The organism is Pseudonocardia sp. ICBG601, from assembly GCF_020496245.1.
In genome coordinates this window covers 1-3,962 of sequence record NZ_JAHLJA010000143.1, presented here as the reverse complement: position 1 = coordinate 3,962, position 3,962 = coordinate 1, and the positions used below count along the sequence as shown (strand labels likewise).

General features: G+C 75.4%; 2 protein-coding genes and 2 pseudogenes. All 4 read right to left on the bottom strand.

The window, feature by feature from the left end; genetic code table 11:
• Positions 1-404 (bottom strand): annotated as a pseudogene (locus KPL57_RS27620) (hypothetical protein); the annotation flags it as partial.
• A 548-nt stretch (positions 405-952) separates the two neighbouring features.
• Complete coding sequence (locus tag KPL57_RS27615; RefSeq protein ID WP_308253045.1) at positions 953-1,660, bottom strand: serine/threonine-protein kinase; 708 nt, start codon at positions 1,658-1,660, stop codon at positions 953-955.
• Between the two features lie 168 nt (positions 1,661-1,828).
• Positions 1,829-2,833, bottom strand: coding sequence for a hypothetical protein (locus KPL57_RS27610; RefSeq protein WP_226353716.1), 1,005 nt, complete (start codon positions 2,831-2,833; stop codon positions 1,829-1,831).
• A 219-nt stretch (positions 2,834-3,052) separates the two neighbouring features.
• A pseudogene (locus KPL57_RS27605) lies at positions 3,053-3,962 on the bottom strand (alpha-hydroxy-acid oxidizing protein); the annotation flags it as partial.

The following is a 3,962-nucleotide window of genomic DNA, read 5'->3' as shown; positions in this document are numbered from 1 at the left end:
ACCTGCTCCGGCGCCCGCGGCCCGTCCCGCACGGCCTGGCTGATCACGGGCGACGCGACGCACCAGACCAGCGCCCCGGCGCCGAGCACCCGCGCGGGCAGCCCCAGCAGCGGCACGGCCACCAGGAACAACAGGCCGTAGTACGGGAGGATCACGAGCGGCGGCGGCTCCAGCGTCGCGACGACGAGGCCCAGCACGCCGACGAGCACCGCCCGCACGACGAGCCCGGCAGCGGCCCGACCGTGCTCGCCCGACCTGCTCGGCCGGTCCGGCCCGCCCGTCCCGAGCGCGATCCCGACGCCCGCGAGCACCGCGAACAGCGCCGACGCGCGCCCGTCGAAGAGCAGCGCGACGACGGTCGGACCGCCGTCCCGCTCGAGCGGGAGCAGGTGCGTCGCGACCATCCCGATGAGCGCTACGGACCGTGCCGCGTCGACCCCGGAAAGTCGCACACGCGGCGTTGTCGGCGTCGCGCGTGTCGGTCACCCGACCACATTAGGGCTGGTCCGGAGGCCCACCGGAGGCGCGCGAGGCCCCGGTTACCCTCGTCGCATGGGAGGTATCGCCTGATGTCCTTCGCTACGCAGCTCGCTGCGATGCCCGATCTCCTCGCTCGGGCACTCGCCGAGCACGTTCCGGACGACCAGGGACGCTGCCGCGAGTGCCGAGAGGCGGGCAACGCCGCGGCGTGGCCGTGCGCGATGCGGATGCTGGCCGAGGAGGCGAGCGGCATGAACGGCGCCGCTCCCGCCCAGGCCCCTCCGCCGACCGCCCTCCGACGAGCAGCGCACCGCAGGCCGCTCCGTCCGTCGCGGAGGAGTCCCAGCCCGTCGTGGACGACCCGGCCGCCGACACCGACGAGTGGGACGCGTTCGCCTACCGTCGCGCGCTGCGCCGGGAGGGCAGCCACTACTACCGCTGAGCAGCCGCTGGGCCCTCCAGCAGTGCCTACCTACCGGCGGGCCTGGTCGGCGTCGAGCCGCATGCTCGACGAGGTGACCGGGCCGTCGAGCGCCACGCCGGTCTGGCGCAGCCACTCGCCCAGGACCTGCTGCACCGTCGCAAGCGACGGGCGGCGGTCGGGCAGCGTGTCCAGCGACGCGCGGAGAAGGTTGTAGTGCGCGGTGCGCTGCGGGAGGTGCGTGAGCTTGGCCCCCGCGGCGGCCGCGCGCAGACCCGAGACGGCGTCGGGGTGCGAGCCGCGCGGCGGCTGGCCCGTCATCGCGTAGGAGACGGTCGCCGCGAGCTGCCAGGCGCGGACGCGGGTTGTCGCGCGCTCGCCGCAGGCGACCTCGGGGGCGAGGAAGTCGGGCGTGCCGAGCACGAACCCGGCCTGGGTGAGGGTGGCGTCGCCGCTCTTGCGGGCGATGCCGAAGTCGATGAGGTGCGCGAACCCGCTCGCGTCGACGATCACGTTCCCGGGCTTCACGTCGCGGTGCATCACCGCGCGGCGGTGGGCGGCGTCGAGCGCGCCCGCCAGCGAGAACCACACGCGGGCGGCGGCGACGTCGTCGAGCATGCCCTGGGTGCGCACCATCTCGCCCAGCGACGTGCCGTCGATGAAGCCCATGACGATGACCATGCCGTCGAGCTCGGACAGCCCGGCGTCGCTGCGCGCGGGCACTATGTCGTAGATCGGGGCGCAGTTGGGGTGGCGGATCGCGGCGAGCGCCTGCGCCTCGCGGAGGATGCGCTGCTCGGTGTCCGCCGTCGGTCGCGTGCGCGGACTTGAGCGCCACGAGGTGCCCCAGGCGGGCGTCCTCGGCCAGCCACACGCCGCCGAACCCGCCCGCGCCGAGCTTGCGGATCACGCGGAACCGCGGCCCGGTCAGGACGGTGGGCGACGGCGGCAGACCGGCCGCGGCGGCGACGGCGGTGGTCTCGAGCAGCGGGGCGGGCCGCTGCGGCGGGGGCGGCACCATCCGGCGGGTGGTCCCGTGCGGCGGCAGGTTCTGCGAGGCCGGGCTGTGGGACGCCGAGTTCTGGGTCGCCCCGCGCTGCGGCATGGGCGGGCGTCCGGTGGCCTGGGAGCGCTGCGGCGGTTGGGCGGCCGACTGGCCGGTGGGCCGCGGCATCCCGCCGACGGCGGACCCACGGGTCGCTGTGGGCGGCCGGTGGCGGCGCTCGGGGCGTCGGGACGTCCGGCGGCGAGCGACCGGGAGACGGTCTCCCGGGACGGCACCCCGGCGAGCGCGACGACCGGCACGCCGATCAGCGCGCCGACGGACGATGCCCAGCCACAGGTGTCCGGCCGTGCCGGACGGGACGCCCGCGGTGGCGACGACGAGGGCAGCACCGGGATCCAGAACGCCTTGCCCGGCCAGCGCGGGCCGCGCCGCAGCACGATCCGGGCCTGGGCTGCGACGAACATGCTCGCGACGATCGGGACGAGCAGCAGGAGGACCACCGAGATGGCCGCGACCAGCGGCGATCCCGGCGAGAACGCCTGCGCGACGGCCCCGTCGCCGAGGTAGCTCGCGGCGGAGCCGGTGAAGCAGCGGTCGACGCTCAACGTGGACTCGACGGCCCGGCCGAGGCCCTGCACCGGCTGTCCGGCGGCCGCGGTGGAGAAGACCTTGCCGGTGGTGATGAACGCGAGCAGCGGCAGCAGCCCGGCGGTCAGCACGCCCGTGCCGATCAGGACGGCCGACTCGGGAACGCCGTAGCGCGAGCCGATGCGCCTGCGCAGGAGCGCGACGAACACCAGACCGACGGTCGGCAGCAGACCCACGCCGACGCCGAACGCCGACACGGCCCACGCCCACGGACCCGGGCACAGGCCGGGCCCCATGCTGTGCAGGGCGCCGAGCACAGCGGCGACCAGTGCGGTCAAGCCCCTCCACTCAGCCTCCAGCGCTCGGTTCCCCCCTCGGCCGCCCGCACCCACCGGCACGGACGTCCTCGCGCCCCATGATGGCATCACCCAGGGCATCGGAGTGCCGGTGGAGCGGCACCCGGGCCACGAACGGGTCACGAGAGCGTCACGACCTCCCACTACGAGAGCACGGAGAGGAGGTCCCTGGCCTCCCGCAACCGGGTGAGGTCCGGCGACCCCCGACAGGCCCAGGGTGATGTCCATCTCCGCGAGGACGGACCGCACGACGTGCCGCACGCCCTCGGCGCCGCCGAGTGCGAGCCCGTAGACGTACGGACGGGCCCAGCAGCACGGCGTCGGCGCCCGCCGCGAGGGCGACGGCGACGTCCGCGCCGGTGCGGATCCCGGAGTCGAAGAGGACGCTCGCCCGCCCCTCGACGGCCGCGACGATCGCGGGCAGCGTCTCGAGCGCTCCGACGGCGCGGTCGACCTGGCGTCCGCCGTGGTTGGAGACGACGACGCCGTCCATGCCCGCCTCGACGGCCCGCAGCGCGTCGTCGACGTGCTGGACGCCCTTGAGCACGATCGGGCCGTCCCAGTGCTCGCGCAGCAGGTCGAGCCGGTCCCACCGCAGCGCCGTGCCGGTGACATCGGGACCCACCGGCCGACGGCCGCCATCAGGTCGTCCTCGGGGCGCGTCGCGAGACCCGCCGCGGAACGCCGGGTCGGAGAACGGGATGGCGGTGCCGACGCCGCGCAGGAACGGCAGGTAGGCCCTGGTCGAGGTCGACCGGCCGCCAGCCCAGCGTCCACGTGTCGAGCGTGACGACGAGCGTCGTGTAGCCGGCGGCGCGGGCCCGGTCGAGGATGCTGACGGTCACGGCGTCCTCGGTGGGCCAGTACAGCTGAACCACCGCTGCCCGTCCCCGTCGTCCCGGTGTTGGCCGCGGCGACGTCTTCGAGAGTGTTCGACGACGCCGTGGACAGCACCATCGGCACACCGGCCTCCGCGGCCGCCCGCGCGACCGCGAGCTCGCCCTCAGGGTGCACGATCGACAGCACGCCGACCGGCGCGAGCAGCAGCGGAGCGGACATCCGCGTGCCGAGCACGGTGGTGGACCAGTCGCGCTTCGTCGTCTCGCGCAGC